Annotated in this window: 12 protein-coding genes; 8 read left to right on the top strand and 4 right to left on the bottom strand. The window is 72.1% G+C overall.

Translation table 11 applies throughout. The features are described 5' to 3' along the window. Positions 1-6: 6 nt before the first annotated feature. Both ACZ5WG_RS20375 and ACZ5WG_RS20370 read left to right on the top strand, forming a co-directional pair. On the top strand, positions 7-1,887 hold the full coding sequence (locus ACZ5WG_RS20375) for an AMP-dependent synthetase/ligase (protein ID WP_468724849.1): 1,881 nt from the start codon (positions 7-9) through the stop codon (positions 1,885-1,887). Positions 1,888-1,942: 55 nt separating this feature from the next. Beyond that, complete coding sequence (locus tag ACZ5WG_RS20370) at positions 1,943-3,604, top strand: bifunctional aspartate transaminase/aspartate 4-decarboxylase (RefSeq protein ID WP_468724847.1); 1,662 nt, start codon at positions 1,943-1,945, stop codon at positions 3,602-3,604. A gap of 251 nt (positions 3,605-3,855) precedes the next feature. On the opposite strand, the gene sph is transcribed toward ACZ5WG_RS20370, so the two are convergent. Beyond that, positions 3,856-4,845, bottom strand: coding sequence for a sphingomyelin phosphodiesterase (sph, locus tag ACZ5WG_RS20365; RefSeq protein WP_468724846.1), 990 nt, complete (start codon positions 4,843-4,845; stop codon positions 3,856-3,858). Positions 4,846-4,974: 129 nt separating this feature from the next. Here sph and ACZ5WG_RS20360 point away from each other — a divergent pair, with 129 nt between their 5' ends. Continuing rightward, on the top strand, positions 4,975-5,868 hold the full coding sequence (locus ACZ5WG_RS20360; protein WP_468724844.1) for an oxygenase MpaB family protein: 894 nt from the start codon (positions 4,975-4,977) through the stop codon (positions 5,866-5,868). Positions 5,869-5,908: 40 nt separating this feature from the next. Here the strand turns inward: ACZ5WG_RS20360 and ACZ5WG_RS20355 are convergent, their stop codons facing one another. Next, the gene (locus ACZ5WG_RS20355) at positions 5,909-7,429 is read right to left on the bottom strand and encodes a M1 family metallopeptidase (protein WP_468724843.1); all 1,521 of its coding nucleotides are present in this window, start codon (positions 7,427-7,429) and stop codon (positions 5,909-5,911) included. Positions 7,430-7,797: 368 nt separating this feature from the next. Then, positions 7,798-8,244 carry a hypothetical protein gene (locus ACZ5WG_RS20350; RefSeq protein WP_468724841.1) on the bottom strand — a complete coding sequence of 149 codons (447 nt, stop codon included), beginning with the start codon at positions 8,242-8,244 and terminating at the stop codon, positions 7,798-7,800. A 168-nt stretch (positions 8,245-8,412) separates the two neighbouring features. Here ACZ5WG_RS20350 and ACZ5WG_RS20345 point away from each other — a divergent pair, with 168 nt between their 5' ends. The 5 genes from ACZ5WG_RS20345 to ACZ5WG_RS20325 all read left to right on the top strand — a co-directional run bounded on the left by ACZ5WG_RS20345 (position 8,413) and on the right by ACZ5WG_RS20325 (position 14,668). Further along, on the top strand, positions 8,413-9,276 hold the full coding sequence (locus tag ACZ5WG_RS20345) for an SCO6745 family protein (protein WP_468724840.1): 864 nt from the start codon (positions 8,413-8,415) through the stop codon (positions 9,274-9,276). 104 nt (positions 9,277-9,380) lie between these two features. Continuing rightward, the gene (locus ACZ5WG_RS20340; protein WP_468724839.1) at positions 9,381-11,834 is read left to right on the top strand and encodes a Tex family protein; all 2,454 of its coding nucleotides are present in this window, start codon (positions 9,381-9,383) and stop codon (positions 11,832-11,834) included. 319 nt (positions 11,835-12,153) lie between these two features. Further along, the gene (locus tag ACZ5WG_RS20335) at positions 12,154-12,657 is read left to right on the top strand and encodes a hypothetical protein (RefSeq protein ID WP_468724837.1); all 504 of its coding nucleotides are present in this window, start codon (positions 12,154-12,156) and stop codon (positions 12,655-12,657) included. Beyond that, a complete protein-coding gene (locus tag ACZ5WG_RS20330; protein ID WP_468724835.1) occupies positions 12,644-13,858 on the top strand; it encodes an MAB_1171c family putative transporter in 1,215 nt (404 codons plus the stop codon). Before ACZ5WG_RS20335 ends, ACZ5WG_RS20330 begins: the two co-directional genes overlap by 14 nt. Positions 13,859-13,897: 39 nt before the next feature. Continuing rightward, entirely contained in the window at positions 13,898-14,668 is a 771-nt protein-coding gene (locus ACZ5WG_RS20325) for an SDR family NAD(P)-dependent oxidoreductase (protein WP_468724834.1), read from the top strand. A 20-nt stretch (positions 14,669-14,688) separates the two neighbouring features. On the opposite strand, the gene ACZ5WG_RS20320 is transcribed toward ACZ5WG_RS20325, so the two are convergent. Beyond that, the gene (locus ACZ5WG_RS20320; RefSeq protein ID WP_468724832.1) at positions 14,689-16,326 is read right to left on the bottom strand and encodes an ABC-F family ATP-binding cassette domain-containing protein; all 1,638 of its coding nucleotides are present in this window, start codon (positions 16,324-16,326) and stop codon (positions 14,689-14,691) included. Positions 16,327-16,426 lie beyond the last annotated feature (100 nt).

Raw genomic sequence — 16,426 nt, 5'->3', positions numbered from 1 at the left:
CTGCCCATGACCACGAAACTGCGACTGCCCGGACGACCCGAAGAGCTCACCCTCCCCGCGCTGCTGGCGCGCAACGCCGCCGAGTACGGGGATCTCCCCGCCCTCTCGTGGCGCGAGGGCGATGGCTGGACGACCCTCAGCTGGACCGAGGTCCGCCGCAAGGTCGCCGTCCTCGCCTCCGGATACGCCGCCCTCGGCGTCGAACGCGGCGAACACGTCCTGATCATGATGGGCAACCGCCCCGAGCACTGGCTCAGCGACCTCGCCCTCGTCCACCTCGGCGCCGTCCCCGTCACCGTGTACGGGACCTCCGCGCCCGAGCAGATCGCCCACATCGCCCGCCACAGCCGGGCCCGGGTCGCCGTCCTCGAGGGCGCCCGTGAGCTGGCCCGGTGGGAACCGCTGCTCGCCGACGGGCAGGTGCCGCTGGAGCGGCTGGTCGTAGCCGAGGCCGCCGATGCGGGTACGCACCGCACGTACGGCTCGCTGCACGCGAGCGGCGCCCGTACGCACCGCCCCGACGCCTTCGAGAAGGCCTGGCGGGAGACCCGCCCCGAGGACCCGCTGACCGTCGTCTACACCTCCGGCACCACCGGCGACCCCAAGGGCGTCCGGCTGACCCACCGCAACATCATGCTCCAGTCCGTCCGCCTCGACGGGCGCGTGGACCTGCCCGAGCACGCCGAGCACATCTGCTACCTGCCGTTCGCGCACATCGCCGAGCGGATCCTCGGCATATACCTGCCGCTGCTGCGGGCCGCCCACGTCCGGCTCGTCGCCGATCCCGCCGCCGTGGGGAGTGCCGTCCGCGAGCTGCACCCGGTGCAGTTCTTCGGCGTGCCCCGGGTGTGGGAAAAGCTCGCCGCGTCCGTACGGGCCGTGCTCGCGCAGCTTCCGGCCGCGCAGCGGGAGGCCATCGAGGCCGCGAACGACCTCGCCCGTGCCCGGGCGGGCCACCGGGAGCGCGGCGAGGAGATCCCGGCCGCGCTCGAAGCCTCGTACGCCCGGGCCAAGGAGCAGGTACTGGACCCGCTGCTGGGCCTGGCCGGGCTGGACCGGCTCCAGTGGACGGCCAGCGCCACCGCGCCGATGCCGATCGACGTCGTGCGGTTCTGGGCGGGCTGGGGGATCACCATCATGGACGCCTGGGGGCTCACCGAGACCTCGGGCGTGTGCACGGTCAACAGCCCGGACGGCTTCCGGCTGGGCTCGGTGGGGCGCCCGATCGAGGGGCTCGAGCTGCGGCTCGCCGAAGACGGGGAGATCCTCACGCGGGGTGGGACCGTCTTCGGCGGCTACCTGCGGCCCGACGGGTCGGTGGAGAGCGCGCACGACACGGAGGGCTGGTTCCCGACCGGGGACATCGGCCGCCTCGACGAGGACGGGTTCCTCTGGCTGACCGACCGCAAGAAGGAACTCATCATCACCTCGAACGGCAAGAACGTCTCTCCCGCCCTGGTGGAGAACACCGTCAAGGAGCATCCGCTGATCGGCCAGGCCCTGGTGCACGGCGACGGCCGTTCCTACCTCGTCGCCCTGCTGGTGCTGGACGGGGAGCTGGCCCCGGCGTGGGCGGCGGCCCGCGGCATCGAGGCCGGCTCGCTCGCCGGGATCGCGGCGCACCCGGCCGTCCGGGAGGAGGTCGCCCGCGCGGTCGCGGCGGCCAACAGCCGGCTCAACCGGACCGAGCAGATCAAGCGGTACCGGCTGCTGACGCAGGAGTGGGGCCCGGAGACCGGGGAGCTCACCCCGTCGCTGAAGCTGCGCCGCCGGGTGGTCCGGGAGAAGTACGGAGCCCTGATCGACGGGCTGTACGAGGAGCCGCACGAGGAGCCGTACGAGGAGCCGTACGGGGACGCGCACGAGGGATCGCCCGGGGCGGTGTAGCCCGGATGGCCCCGTCCGGTGGGCGCAGCGCCGCCCACCGGACGAGGGTGGGAGGATGCCGGAGCCCCGTTTCAGCCGCGAGGAGATCCAGGCCCTCGCGCAGCTCAGCCCGTTCGAGCTGAAGGACAGGTTCATCCAGCTCGCCCAGGCGGCCCAGGCCGACGAGCCGGGCCAGAAGGGCACCGCCGCCCGGGCCATGCTCAACGCGGGCCGCGGCAACCCCAACTGGATCGCCACCGGCCCCCGCGAGGCCTTCCACGCCCTCGGCCACTTCGCCCTGGACGAGTCCCGGCGCGTGTGGACCGCCGACCACCTCGGCGGGATGCCCGAGCGGCAGGGGATCGGGAAGCGGTTCGACGCGTGGATCCGGCGCCACCCGGACCTGCCCGGCACCGAGCTGCTGGCCGCGTGCGTCGCGTACGCCCTGTCGAGGTGGGGATTCGACCAGGACGCCTTCGTGCACGAGCTGACCGATGCCGTCACCGGCGACAACTACCCGGTGCCGGACCGGATGCTGGTCCACGCCGAGCAGGTCGTCCGCGGCTACCTCGACTTCGAGATCTTCGGCGACCGGCCGGCCGTGGACCGCCTGTCGCTGTTCGCGACCGAGGGCGGCACGGCCGCCGTGTGCTACATCTTCGACTCGCTCGTACAGAACGGGATCCTCCGCAAGGGCGACAAGATCGCCCTGATGACCCCGGTGTTCGCCCCGTACGTCGAGATCCCCGGCCTCGACACCTTCGAGTTCGAGCTGGTCGACGTCAGCGCGAGCCCGTTCGCCGAGACGGGCGTGCGCCAGTGGCGCTATCCGGCGGAGGAGGTCGCCAAGCTCGCCGACCCGGAGGTCAAGCTCGTCTGCCTGGTCAACCCGAGCAACCCGCCGTCCCTGGCGCTGAGCGACCGGGTGGCGCAGCAGATCAAGGAGATCGTGGCCACGGCCAACCCGCGGCTGCTGATCGTCACCGACGACGTGTACGGCACCTTCGTGCCCGGGTTCCGCTCACTCGCCGCCGAACTCCCGCGCAACACGCTGCTGGTGTACTCGTACTCCAAGCACTACGGGGCGACCGGCTGGCGGCTCGGCGTCATCGGCCTGCACGACGACAACGTCATCGACGAGATGATCGCGGAGCTGCCGCAGGAGCAGAAGGACCGGCTCGCCCGGCGGTACGGCTCGCTCGGCCCGGAGCCGGAGGGGATCCGCTTCATCGACCGGATGGTCGCGGACTCCCGCTCGGTGGCCCTCAACCACACGGCGGGACTCTCCCCGCCGCAGCAGGCGCTGATGGTGCTCTTCTCGCTGTTCGACCTGCTGGACGAGGGCCAGGAGTACAAGGAACGCATCCGCGGGATCGTCCGGCGCCGCCTCGACCTCCTGCTGGAGGGCGCGCAGATGAAGATCCCCGACGACGACGGGCGGGCCGGCTACTACGTGGAACTCGACCTGCTGGCCGAGGCGGAACGCGTCCACGGCAAGGACTTCGCGGACTTCCTGGAGAAGAACTACGAGCCGGTCGACCCGCTGTTCCGCCTCGCGGAACAGACCTCGGTGGTCCTCCTGAACGGCGGCGGCTTCGACGGACCGCAGTGGTCGGTGCGCGTCTCCCTGGCCAACCTCGACGACCTGGACTACCTCAAGGTCGGCCACCACCTGCGGGCGATCTTCCAGGAGTACGCGGCGGAATGGCGCCGCGCGAAGGCCGACGCCGACGACTGAGCTGCGCGCGGGGGCGGTCCCGCGGGTGCCCGTCGTGCGGAGGCACCCGCGGGAGCGCGGACTAGGCCGTGTCGTCAAAGTCCCGTCTGGCTGGCGGGGTCTGGCACGCACGCTCGCCGCGTTGTCGTCAGTCACCGACGCTCCGCGTCGCTTCCCTCCTCCGCCTTGCGATCGCACGCACCAGACCCCGCCAGCCCCGCCCTTCCGGGCGGCCGACGCTACTTTGACGACACTCCCTAGGCCGACACGACCTATCGGCCGATCAGCGGGTAGTGGTCGGAGAGGTTGGTGTACGTGTACGAGGTGCCCCAGCTGGAGACCGTCCAGGGCGCCGACTGCTCCTTGACCACGTTGTTCTCCCAGCCCGCCGGGCGGGCGTTGCCCTTGCGGTAGAGGACGTAGTCCAGGTCCTCGCGCGGGTCGGTCGGGTAGCGGTAGTTCGCGATGGAGTTCAGCGCGGTGTCGAAGGAGTACGGGTGGCCCGTGCGCGAGTCGGAGTTCGCCAGGTCGGCATTGGCGAGCATCGACGCGAACTCGGGGGTGCGGGAGTCGACGTTCATGTCGCCCGCGACGATGACCTGCTCGTCCGCCGGGATGTTCTTGCCGTCCAGGAAGGCGTCTATCGCCTTGAACTGGCGGGCGCGCATGTCCGCCGCCTCGCCCGCGCCGCAGCCCGGGTCGGTGGACTGCGCGTGGGTGCCGACCACGTGGACCTTGGTGCCGTTGACGTTCAGCACGACGTAGGCGAAGCCCTTGTTGGACCACCAGTCGGCGCCGCAGGCGTCCTTGTAGACGACCTGCTCCTTGCGGATGATCGGCCACTTGCTCAGGACCGTGACGCCGCCGTCCTCGGGGGTGGTGGAGGAGTACGCGCCGCCCGTCGCGTCCCAGCCGCTCTTGCTGCGGCCGACGACCGGGGTCTGGTACGGGTACTGCGCGGAGGCGTTGGACTTCAGGGCGTCCGAGGCGCCGTTGTCGAAGGCCTCCTGGAGCACGACCACGTCGTGGCCCTGGAAGAAGGACGCCTTGGGGATCTCCGAAGCGCGGTGGTCCTGACCCCAGTTGGGGTAGAGGTTCTTGCTCATCAGGAACACGTTGTACGTCAGGACGCTGAGCCGCGGGGCCGCGGCGCTCTCTGCGGCCGAGGCGGCCGGCGCGCTGGTGGCGGCCAGCGCGCCGACGGCGATCGCCGCAACGGCCGTGGCGGCGGCACGGCGCGGGCGGAGCTTGGTGGGCAGCATGAGGTCTCCATCATTCCTGCAGGGGGGAGATCGACTCCGTCATCCAAGCAGCCGCGGTTACCTCTGGGTAACACCCGTGACAAGACTTTCTGTCCGGGAGCGGACGTCTGGCACTCGCATACTGGAACCATGAGAGAAACAGGGCTTCCCGCACCCGGACCGACGGCCGCGCGCCGCCCCGATCCCGAGCCGCCGGCGCCCGGCGGGGTGCTCTGGACCATCTCCGGGGACGTCCGGGCCCTGCTGATGCTGCCCGCCGCCTTCACCATGCAGGTCGCCCACCCCGCGATCGGGGCCGGCGTCGACGAGTACTCGGTCTTCCGCACCGACCCCTGGGGGCGCGGCGAGCGCTCGCTGCGCTCCGTCCAGCTGTGGGTGTACGGCGGGGAGGAGGCCGCCGAGGAGGGCCGCCGGGTGCGCCGCCTGCACAAGGAGATCCAGGGCATCGACACCCGGGGCCGGCGCTACCACTCCCTCGACCCCGCCTGCTACTCCTGGGTGCACGCCACCGGTTTCCCGATCTACCTGTACGCCGGGCGCTACCTGCTGCGCCGCTTCACCCCCGCCCAGGAGCGGCAGCTGTACCGGGAGTGGCTCCAGGTGGGCCGGATCCTCGGCGTCCGTGACCGGGACATGCCGCAGAGCATCGAGGAGTACTGGGTCTACTACCGCCGGATGCTGGCCGAGGAGATCGAGCCCACCAAGGTCGCCCGCGAGCTGGTCGCCACGGACGTGCCGCTGCCCCGGCCCGAGGGCGGCTCGCTGCCGGTGCGGCTGCTGCTGCGGCTCACGTGGCCGGTGCTCCGTGCGGCGTTCCTGCACTTCCGGGCCTTCGTCACCGTCGGGTACATGCCGCCCGACGCGCGCGCCGCCATCGGGCTGGAGTGGAGCCCGGCGCAGGAGCGCAGGCTCAGGCGGTTCAGCACGGCCGTACGGCTCCTCGTACCGCTGCTCCCGGAACGGCTGCGGTACCTGCCGATCGCGCGGGCGGCGCGGGAGCGGTGGCGCGCCGGCACCCCCTGAGGGCGCCGGCGCGCGGGTCCCGGTCGTACGCGACCGGGAATCAGTGCTCGTGGATCGTGTTCGTCTCGGCGATCTTCTTCCAGGACTTCGGCTCCACGGGCTTGGCGGCGGGCGCCTTGAGCGACCGGGCGCTCGGCGAGGCGGCACCCGGGGCCGCGGCGGCCGGCGGGGCGAAGGCCGGCTTGCCCGGGGTGTACAGCCAGGTCTCGAACAGCTGGGCCAGCGGCTTGTTCGACACCTTCTCCGCGTACCGGACGAAGTCCCCGACCTTGGCGTTGCCGTAGGCCCGCTCGGCCGGCCAGCCCTTGAGGATCTGGAAGAACTTCTCGTCGCCGATCTCGTTGCGCAGCGCCTGCAGGGCGATCGCGCCGCGGTCGTAGACGGACCCGTGGAACTGGTTGTCCGGGCCCGGGTCGCCCGGCTTCACCTGCCAGAACGGGTCGTCCGCCGCGCGCAGCCCGTACGCCCAGTCGGCGAGCTCCTGTGCGGTGCCCTCGCCCTCCTTCTCCGACCAGAGCCACTGGCTGTAGCGGGCGAAGCCCTCGTTGATCCAGATGTCCTTCCAGCCGTCGACGGACACGCTGTCGCCGTACCACTGGTGGGCCAGCTCGTGCACGACCACCGAGACGTTCGCGCCGTTCGAGAACTGCTTCGGGCTGTAGAACGGCCGGGTCTGCGTCTCCAGCGCGAAGCTCGACGGCACGTTGGGCACGTAGCCGCCCAGGGCGTTGAAGGGGTACGGCCCGAAGACCCCCTCCAGCCACTCGGCGACCTCGCCGGTCCGCTCCACGCTCGCGCGCGCCGCGCCCGCGTTGTCGCCGAGGTCCTTGCTGTAGGCGTTCAGGATGGGCAGCCCGCTCGCCGTCTTGTCGGTGGTGACGTCGAACTTGCCGATGGCGAGGGTTGCCAGGTACGTGGCCTGCGGCTTGTTCGAGCGCCAGTTGTACCGGGTCCAGCCGAGCCGGGAACTCTGCGACTGGAGCACGCCGTTGCTGATGGCCTGCGTACCGTCGGGGACGTTGACCGAGATGTCGAAGGTGGCCTTGTCGAGCGGGTGGTCGTTGCTCGGGAACCACCAGACGGCCGAGTCGGGCTCCTGCGCCGCGACACCGCCGTCCGGGGTGCGCTGCCAGGCCGACCAGCCGTCGATCTTGAACTCCGAGGGCTTTCCGGCGTACTTGACGACGACGCTCGCCGGCTTGTCCTTCTGCAGCGGCTGGGCGGGGGTCACCTCCAGCTCGTGGTCCCCGGACGTGGCGAACTTCGCCTTGGCGCCGTTGACCCGGATCTCGCTGACCTTCAGGCCGAAGTCCAGGTTGAAGCGGGAGAGGTCCTGCTTGGCGGTGGCCAGCAGGGTGGCGGTGCCCTCCAGCAGGTCCGTCTTCGGCTGGTACTGCAGGCGCAGGTCGTAGTGGGACACGTCGTATCCGCTGTTGCCGCTGGCCGGGTAGTAGGGATCGCCGATACCCGGGGCCCCTTGGACCGAACTCGCCGCCGACGCCGGGATCACCAGCAGGAGGGAAGCGGCGAGCACGCTCGGGGCGATGACTTTGCGGTGCACGAAGAGCTCCAATTGGTAGGGAGTCAGTTCCGATCAAGGCCTTGTCGTTCGACCGTATTCACGCCTGACCCCCCACGTCATGTCCATGGCCCCTGCTGTCACACGATCGCCATTCGGCCGTCACGGGCCCGCGGCCGAAACGGGCCCCGGCTGCGGCGCAGCCGGGCGCTCACCCTCCCGAAGAGCCCGATCCGGGTGCGCGTACCGCCGGCTCCCGGGGCGGCGAAGTGCCGAAGAAAGGCCAGAAAGTGAGTGCGGCCGTGGTCACGCCGGCCGGCCGGCGCCCCTGCCGGGAGCCGGCGACGGCCCGCAGGGCAGCTTCCCCGCGGGCCGTCATGGGCTGTGGTGGGCCGTCTGGTGCCGTTCGGCTAGCTGCCGTTCGGCGAGAGGCCGTGCAGCTTCGACTGCGTCGACAGGAACTGGCTGCCGATGCCGGTGTCGTTGTTCGCGAAGAGACCCGAGGCGCCGCGCAGTGCGGTCTTCTCCGCCGACAGGCGGCCCATCAGGCTCTTCACCTGCTGGTCCCAGGTGTCCGCCACCTTCTTCAGGCCGGCGGCCGTCTCCCAGCCCTCGAAACCCTTCTGGGCGGTCCCGGTGTCCGCGTCCGCGTGCTCGGCGGCGCTCTTGGTGTTCGGCTCCAGCTCGGTCTCGATCGTGCCCGCCGCGGCCTTCTTCTCGGCCGGCGTCGAAGCGAAGTCCCCGGATCCGCCCGGAACGAACGGCCCCATCGGCTTGGCCGGCCCGGTCGGCCCCGTCGGTCCGCTCGGATCGGCCGGCACGTGGTTCAGCTGCATGGCGACCTGCAGGTCCGACACCTGACTGCTATCTCCTGGCATGTCCACGCCTCCCCGTTGGCATCGGCTCGATCCTATGCACGGCAACTGCACGCCGGCCAAGCCCCCTGGCCAATCTCACGTTTCCTTCACGGTCCGGCGAGCGACCCGGACTACCCTGCATACTGAGCGGTCGGTAACCTGAGCGGTATGACGATTCCTGTGCGCGCCGCCCGCAACTGTTGGCATGCAGCGATCAACCCGCTGCACGCGACCATCTACTTCTCGCCCGACCTGGGCAAGGAGTTCGCCGCCCTCGGTGTCACCGAGCGGCCCGCCGTGAACCTCGCCTCGCGGTCCGCCGCCATGGGCGCCGTCGGAGCCGGGACGGTCACCGCCACCTTCTACAACTACCGCCACGACTTCGTCGCCCGGCACCTGCCCGCCGTCTGGGAGACGATCACCCCCGAGCAGGCCCTCGACGCCCGGCTGCGCGCCGCCGACAGCACCCTGCGCCGGCTGCTCGGCAACGAGACCGTCGAGTCCCCCGAGCTCGCCGAGGCCGCCGACCTCGCCCTGCGCGCCACCGAGGGCTGCAGCCGGCACGCCCGGACCCTGTACGCCGCCCACGCCGACCTCCCCGTTCCCGAGGAGCCGCACCTGCGCCTGTGGCACGCCACCACCCTGCTGCGCGAGCACCGCGGCGACGGCCACCTCGCCGCCCTGCTCCTCGCCGGGCTGGACCCGCTGGAGGCCCTGGTCAGCCACACCGCCACCGGCCGCGGCATGACCCCGAAGTGGATCAAGGCCATCCGCGGCTGGGAGCAGTCCGACCTCGACGCCGCCGCCCACCGGCTGCGCGAGCGCGGGATCCTCGACTCCGACGGCGAGCTCACCGAGGAGGGCAAGGCCGTACGCGAGCGCCTGGAGACCGACACCGACCGCCTCGACGCAGCCCCGTACGAGCACCTCGGCGCGGACGGCCTGGCCCGGCTCGCCGAACTCGGCGGCGGATTCGTCATGAAGGCCCTCGCCGCCGGAGCCTTCCCCGCCGACGCCTTCGGCAAGGCCTGAGGAAGCCGGGCGCAGGCCCGAGCGCGGGGCTCCCGGACCCCGTCACCGCCACCTGCCACAATTGGCAGCCTTCCAGTGCAAACGAAGGCAGGCGGGACCCGATCGTGACGATGTCCATCGAAGGCAGGATCGCCGAGGAGCTCGGCGTACGGGAGCGGCAGGTCAAGGCCGCCGTCGAGCTGCTCGACGGCGGCTCCACCGTGCCGTTCATCGCGCGCTACCGCAAGGAAGCGACCGAGATGCTCGACGACGCCCAGCTGCGCACCCTCGAGGAGCGGCTGCGGTATCTGCGCGAGCTCGAAGACCGCCGCGCGGCGATCCTGGACTCCGTACGGGAGCAGGGCAAGCTCGACGCCGAGCTGGAGGCCCGGATCAACGCGGCCGACACCAAGGCCCGGCTGGAGGACATCTACCTCCCCTTCAAGCCCAAGCGCCGCACCAAGGCGCAGATCGCCCGCGAGGCCGGCCTGGAGCCGCTCGCCGAGGGCCTGCTGACCGACCCGTCGGTGGATCCGGCCGCCGCCGCGGCCGCGTTCGTGGACGCCGACAAGGGCGTCGCGGACCCGGCCGCCGCCCTGGAGGGCGCCCGCGCCATCCTCACCGAGCGGTTCGCCGAGGACGCCGACCTGATCGGCGAGCTGCGCGAGCGCATGTGGGGCCGCGGCCGGCTCGCCGCGAAGGTCCGCGAGGGCAAGGAGGAGGCGGGCGCCAAGTTCGCCGACTACTTCGAATTCGCCGAGCCGTTCACCGCCCTGCCCTCGCACCGCGTCCTCGCCATGCTGCGCGGCGAGAAGGAGGACGTCCTCGACCTCACCCTGGAGCCCGAGGCCCCCGAGGACGCGGCCGCCCCCGGCCCGTCCACGTACGAGGGCATGGTCGCGCGCCGCTTCGGCGTCGCCGACCGCGGCCGCCCCGGCGACAAGTGGCTGGCCGACACCGTCCGCTGGGCCTGGCGTACGAAGATCCAGGTGCACCTCGGCATCGACCTGCGGATGCGGCTGCGCGCCGCCGCCGAGGACGAGGCCGTCCGGGTCTTCGCCGCCAACCTGCGCGACCTGCTGCTCGCGGCCCCCGCCGGCACCCGGGCCACGCTCGGCCTCGACCCGGGATTCCGCACCGGCGTGAAGGTCGCCGTCGTGGACGCCACCGGCAAGGTAGTGGCCACGGACGTGATCTACCCGCACGTGCCCGCGAACAAGTGGGACGAGGCCCTCGCGAAGCTGGCGCGCCTCGCGAAGGAGCACGCGGTCGAGCTGATCGCCATCGGCAACGGCACCGCCTCGCGCGAGACCGACAAGCTCGCCGGGGACCTGATCACCCGCCACCCCGAGCTGAAGCTCACCAAGGTGATGGTGTCCGAGGCGGGCGCCTCCGTGTACTCGGCCTCCGCCTTCGCCTCGCAGGAACTCCCGGACATGGACGTGTCGCTGCGCGGCGCGGTCTCCATCGCCCGCCGCCTCCAGGACCCGCTCGCCGAGCTCGTCAAGATCGACCCCAAGTCGATCGGCGTGGGCCAGTACCAGCACGACCTCGCCGAGGTGAAGCTCTCGCGCTCGCTCGACGCAGTCGTCGAGGACTGTGTGAACGGTGTCGGCGTGGACGTCAACACCGCCTCCGCGCCCCTGCTCTCGCGGGTGTCGGGCATCAGCGGCGGACTCGCCGAGAACATCGTGGCCCACCGCGACGCCAACGGCCCCTTCCGCAGCCGCAAGGCGCTCAAGGACGTGGCCCGGCTCGGCCCGAAGGCGTACGAGCAGTGTGCGGGCTTCCTGCGGATCCGCGGCGGGGACGACCCGCTGGACTTCTCCAGCGTGCACCCCGAGTCGTACCCGCTGGTCCGGGGCATGGCCAAGTCGGCCGGCAGCGAGGTGGCGGCCCTGATCGGCAACACCGGCGTACTGCGCTCGCTGCGGCCGGAGCAGTTCGTCACCGAGGCCTTCGGCCTGCCGACCGTGACGGACATCCTGCGCGAGCTGGAGAAGCCGGGCCGCGACCCGCGGCCGGCCTTCAAGACGGCCACCTTCAAGGAGGGCGTCGAGAAGATCGGTGACCTGGCGCCCGGGATGATCCTGGAGGGCGTGGTCACCAATGTGGCCGCCTTCGGCGCGTTCATCGACATCGGCGTCCACCAGGACGGGCTTGCCCACGTCTCGGCGCTGTCGAAGAACTTCGTCAAGGACCCGCGGGACGTGGTCAAGCCGGGCGACATCGTCCGCGTGAAGGTCATGGACGTGGACATCCCGCGCAAGCGGATCTCGCTGACCCTGCGGCTGGAGGACGAGGCCGACCGCTCGGCGGGCGCACCCCGGCAGCGCGAGGACCGCCAGGACCGGCAGGACCGGCGGGGCGGCGGCCGTCCCCCGCAGCAGCGCGGAGGCGGCCAGGGCGGCGGCCAGCGCCAGGGCGGCCAGGGCGGCGGTGGCCAGCGCCAGGGCGGCGGCCAGGGCGGCCAGCGCCAAGGCGGCAGCGGCTCCCCGGCCCCGGCCAACAGCGCGATGGCGGACGCCCTCCGCCGCGCCGGCCTCACCGGCGCCCCCGAGGACCGCCGCAAGCGCTAGCGCCGGCGTGGTTCCCCGGCACCCGGCCGGGGGACCCGGGGCGGCGGGGGAGCGCCGAGGGTGTGGTTCTGGCCGACGGCGGGCGGTGGGGCGGCTTCCGGGGTGGCCGAATAGGCACCCCACCTGGGCAGCTGCCTTGCGAATTCCCGTACAAGATCTGTAGGCATGGTGGAACGCCCGTTCGCCGACTGGTGAACGGGCTTCCGTTTCTCCCCTCAGGACCCCACTCCCAGAGGCCGCCTTGAAGGCACAGGACGCCATGCCCACGCCCACGCACGCCTATCGACGCTGCCCGCGAAAGGGTCCGAAGAGGGATCACATGCCCCACTCGCAACCCAGCCTCCGTAAACGCTGCGAGAAGATTCTCGGCCATCTGGATCTGACGCATCCCTTTTCCCTCGAAGGGCTGTGCAGCCGGATCGCCGAGCAGCGAGGGCGCCCCATCCGGCTGCACCCGCTCCCCAAGGAGGCGGCGGAATCCGGGGTCTGCGGGCTGTGGGTGGGCACCGCCACCGTCGACTACGTCTTCTACGAGGCCCAGACCACCCCGCTCCACCGCGAGCACATCGTGCTCCACGAGCTCGGGCACATCCTGTTCGGCCACCACTCCCTGGAGGCGGAGGACACCGACGGGCAGGCCCCGGTCGTCCTCGGCCGCACCAACTACACCACCAGCCAGGAGCGGGAGGCGGAGATGCTCGCCAGCATGATCCGAATCCGTACGACGAGCCCCTGTCCGCAGTCCGCCGCCGCACCCCGCGGCACCCTCGCCTGGCTGGAATCCGCCATGGGTTACGGGCGGGGGGACCATGGGCGCCGCTGAACTCACCGCCTTCGGCGACTGGCTCGCCGTGCCCAGCGTGATCTGCCTCTGGACCGCGGTCCTGCTGCGCGCCCCGGCCGCCCTGCGCTCCCCGCAGCAGCGCGGCCTGTGGCTCGCCGTCGCCACCGCCGCCGCGGCGATGACCCTGAACCTCCCGGACGTCGTCACGTACGCGATGCGCGACCCGGACTACGCGCACACCGTCGGGCTCGTCCGCAACCTCATCGGCGTGCTCTCCGCGGGCACCGTGCTCTACTTCGTCGCCGCCGCCACCCGCGGCCGGGTCCTCCAACTCGCCGCCTGGACGGGCACGGCCGCCTGGCTGACCATCCTCGTGGTGCTGGACACCGCCGCTCCCGCGCACGGCACGCACACCATCCCGCCGCAGGGCGATCCGGTGCCGTCCCTCGCGTACTGGCTGTTCCTGATCTCCGCGCACCTCCTCGCCAACATCACCTGCGTCTCCCTCTGCTGGCGCTACAGCCGCCGCAGCGAGAGCAGGGGCCTCGCCGCCGGGCTGCGGCTCTTCGGCCTCGGCACCGCGCTCGCCGGCCTGTTCTGGTTCGTGTACCTCCTCAAGGCCCTGTTCGGCAGCACCTGGGCGATGCCCGCCCTGCCGCTGATGATGAACCTGCACGGGCTGCTGCGCGCCGCCGCGATCCTCGTGCCGACCCTGTTCGTCCTGCGCCGCACGAGCGCCGACATCGCCACCGCCTGGCGGCTGTGGCCGCTGTGGCACGACCTGGTCCAGGCCGTCCCGCACGTCGCCCTCACCAAGCCGCGGGCCGGCCGGGTCGTGGAGCTGCTGTGGCCGCCGGTCCCGCGCAACCTGCTGGTGTACCGCAAGGTGATCGAGACCCGCGACGCGATCCTGATCCTCGGCGAGTACGTCGCCCCGGGCGTCCCGGAGCAAGCCCGCAGCCATGTCACCGGGCACGGGATCCCCGAGCAGCGGCGCACCGCGGCCGCGCTGGCCTGCGTACTGAAGGAGGCGCGGCAGGCGAAGCTCGCCGGACGCCCCGGACAGCCGGGGGAGGACGCCGCCTGGGAGCTGCCGGCCGCGATGCAGACCTCCGCCGAGGGCGGCGACCTCGACGACGAGGCCCGGTTCCTGGTCGACGTGGCGCAGGCCTACGGCTCGCCGGCGACCACGGACTTCACCCCGGCGCGCCCGAAGGCCGTGCAGGACCCGGGGACCTGAGGACCCGAACCCTGAACAACCGTAGGAAGTGACGTTCTCTTGACGACCGTTCTGATCACCGGGGCCAGTGCCGGACTCGGCGCCGCCTTCGCCCGCGGCTTCGCGGCCAAGGGCTGCGACCTCGTCCTGGTCGCCCGCGACAAGGACCGCCTCGAAGCCGTGGCCCGGGAGCTCGGCCGGGAGTTCGGCACGGCCAGCGAGGTGCTGCCCGCCGATCTGCTGGACGACGCGGACTGCACGGCCGTCGCCGAGCGGCTCGCCGACCGGGACCGGCCCGTGGACATCCTGGTCAACAACGCGGGCTTCGGGCTCCCCGCACCCTTCCCGTACAGCCCGGTCGAGGACGAGGAGCGGATGCTCGACCTGCTGGTGAAGGTCCCGCTGCGGCTCACCCACGCCGTGCTGCCGCGGCTGCGCGAGCGCCGCCGGGGCGCGGTGGTGAACGTCTCCTCGGTGGCCGGGCTGCTGCCGACCGGGACGTACGGGGCCGCCAAGGCCTGGGTCACCGCGTTCAGCGAGTCCCTGCGGGTGGACATGGCGCCGTACGGGGTCCGGGTGCTCGCCGTGGTCCCGGGATTCACCCGCACCGAGTTCCAGGCGCGGGCCGGGATGGACGTCAGCGCCCTGCGCGAGGCGGTGTGGCTGGAGCCCGAGGCCGTCGTGGCCAAGGCCCTGCGGGATCTGGCCCTTCGCCGGCCGGTGAGCATCACCGGCCGGCGCTACCAGGCGTACGCGCTCGCCGCACGGCACCTGCCGCGGGGCTTCGTGGCCGAGAGGCTGCCCCGCAAGCGCCGGGCGCCGCAGCAGTAGCAGCAGCCCGGAGCCACCGACTAGAGCTCGGTGACCTTGCCGTTCGCGACCTCCAGGCGGCGGGTCACGTGCACCGCGTCCAGCATCCGGCGGTCGTGCGTGACCAGCAGCAGGGTGCCCTCGTACGCCTCCAGGGCCGACTCCAGCTGTTCGATCGCCGGAAGGTCCAGGTGGTTCGTGGGCTCGTCCAGCACCAGCAGGTTCACCCCGCGGCCCTGGAGCAGCGCCAGGGCCGCCCGGGTGCGCTCGCCGGGGGAGAGCGTGGCCGCCGGGCGCAGCACGTGCACGGCCTTCAGGCCGAACTTGGCCAGCAGGGTCCGCACTTCGGCCGGCTCGGTGTCCGGAACCGCCGCGCAGAAGGCCTCCAGCAGTGGTTCGTCCCCGAGGAAGAGGCCGCGCGCCTGGTCCACCTCGCCGATCAGCACGCCCGAACCGAGCGTGGCCGCACCGGAGTCGGGTACCAGCCGGCCGAGGAGGACGGCGAGCAGCGTGGACTTGCCCGCGCCGTTGGCGCCGGTGATCGCCACCCGGTCCGCCCAGTCGATCTGCAGGCTGGCCGGGCCGAAGGAGAAGTCCCCGCGCCGGACGGCCGCCTCGTTCAGGGTGGCGACGACCGAGCCGGAGCGCGGCGCCGCCGCGATCTCCATGCGCAGCTCCCACTCCTTGCGGGGCTCGTCGACGACCTCGAGCCGCTCGATGGCGCGCTGCGTCTGGCGGGCCTTGGAGGCCTGCTTCTCGCTCGCCTCGCTGCGGAACTTCTTGCCGATCTTGTCGTTGTCCGTGGCCTTGCGGCGGGCGTTCTTGACGCCCTTGTCCATCCAGCCGCGCTGCATCTGGGCCCGGCCTTCGAGTGCCGCCCGCTTGTCGGCGTACTCGTCGTACTCCTCGCGGGCGTGCGTACGGGACCGCTCGCGCTCCTCCAGATAGGCGTCGTAGCCGCCGCCGTAGAGGTTGATCTGCTGCTGGGCCAGGTCCAGTTCGAGGACCTTGGTGACGGTCCGGGTCAGGAACTCGCGGTCGTGGCTGATCACGACCGTGCCCGCGCGCAGGCCCTTCACGAACTGCTCGAGGCGCTCCAGACCCTCCAGGTCCAGGTCGTTCGTCGGCTCGTCGAGCAGGAAGACGTCGTAGCGGGAGAGCAGCAGCGAGGCGAGGCCCGCGCGGGCCGCCTGGCCGCCGGACAGTGCGGTCATCGGCAGGTCCAGGCTGACGGCGAGCCCGAGCTCGTCGGCGACCTCCTGGGCCCGCTCGTCGAGGTCGGCGCCGCCGAGGTTCAGCCACTGGTCCAGCGTCGTCGCGTACGCGTCGTCCGCGCCCGGGGTCCCGTCGACCAGGCCCTGGGTCGCCGCGTCCAGCGCCGCCTGGGCGGCGGCGACGCCCGTACGCCGGGCCAGGAAGTCCCGTACGGACTCTTCGGGGCGCCGCTCCGGCTCCTGGGGCAGATGGCCGACGGCGGCGGTGGGCGGGGAGAGCCGCAGCTCACCGGTCTCGGGCGTGTCCAGGCCGGCGAGCAGGCGCAGCAGGGTGGACTTCCCGGCGCCGTTGACGCCGACGAGGCCGATGACGTCGCCGGGGGCGACGACGAGGTCGAGATCGGCGAAGAGCGTGCGCTCACCGTGCGCGGCGGTGAGGTTCTTGGCGACGAGGGTTGCAGTCATGGTCCGTCGATCCTATCCGCGCCCCTCCACGCCGCCGGACCGTGGCCGTAAAGGTGGGACGGACGTCATTGCGGCCATCGGCGGGGCGTCACACCATGGG

The sequence above is a fragment of the Streptomyces sp. NPDC032745 genome, assembly GCF_055579465.1.
Note: the sequence above shows the minus strand (reverse complement) of the source record. Positions and strands in the feature narration are given on the sequence as shown.

Excerpts from the sequence above, each read along its gene's own strand:
- ACZ5WG_RS20375 (WP_468724849.1), top strand. The coding sequence starts at position 7 with ATGACCACGAAACTGCGACTGCCCGGACGACCCGAAGAGCTCACCCTC.
- ACZ5WG_RS20370 (WP_468724847.1), top strand. The coding sequence starts at position 1,943 with ATGCCGGAGCCCCGTTTCAGCCGCGAGGAGATCCAGGCCCTCGCGCAG.
- sph (WP_468724846.1), bottom strand. The coding sequence starts at position 4,845 with ATGCTGCCCACCAAGCTCCGCCCGCGCCGTGCCGCCGCCACGGCCGTT.
- ACZ5WG_RS20360 (WP_468724844.1), top strand. The coding sequence starts at position 4,975 with ATGAGAGAAACAGGGCTTCCCGCACCCGGACCGACGGCCGCGCGCCGC.
- ACZ5WG_RS20345 (WP_468724840.1), top strand. The coding sequence starts at position 8,413 with ATGACGATTCCTGTGCGCGCCGCCCGCAACTGTTGGCATGCAGCGATC.
- ACZ5WG_RS20335 (WP_468724837.1), top strand. The coding sequence starts at position 12,154 with ATGCCCCACTCGCAACCCAGCCTCCGTAAACGCTGCGAGAAGATTCTC.
- ACZ5WG_RS20330 (WP_468724835.1), top strand. The coding sequence starts at position 12,644 with ATGGGCGCCGCTGAACTCACCGCCTTCGGCGACTGGCTCGCCGTGCCC.
- ACZ5WG_RS20320 (WP_468724832.1), bottom strand. The coding sequence starts at position 16,326 with ATGACTGCAACCCTCGTCGCCAAGAACCTCACCGCCGCGCACGGTGAG.